Annotated in this window: 1 pseudogene; it reads left to right on the top strand. The window is 70.9% G+C overall.

From position 1 onward, the window contains the following. Positions 1–208 (top strand): annotated as a pseudogene (locus R0J88_RS21165) (leucyl aminopeptidase); the annotation flags it as partial. Positions 209–261 lie beyond the last annotated feature (53 nt).

The following is a 261-nucleotide window of genomic DNA, read 5'->3' as shown; positions in this document are numbered from 1 at the left end:
GTCGAATTTCGCGGACATCGCGAACATCGGCGGGCGTCCGGCCGGTTCGGTGACGGCGGCGTGCTTCCTGTCGCGCTTCACCGACAGCTATCCGTGGGCGCACCTGGACATCGCCGGCACCGCCTGGGAGGGCGGCGCGGCGAAGGGCGCGACCGGCCGTCCGGTGCCGCTGCTCGCGCAGTTCCTGATCGACCGCGCCGGCCAGTGATGGCGGGTCTCACGACGATGCGGGTGCGCGGGCAATGACGCGAATCGATTTCC

The organism is Pseudoalteromonas sp. SIMBA_162 (genome assembly GCF_046535955.1).
GTDB classification, from domain to species: Bacteria; Pseudomonadota; Gammaproteobacteria; order Enterobacterales; family Alteromonadaceae; genus Pseudoalteromonas; species Pseudoalteromonas marina.
The sequence above is the reverse complement of the archived record's forward strand: the minus strand, read 5'-3'. Positions and strand labels throughout refer to the sequence as shown.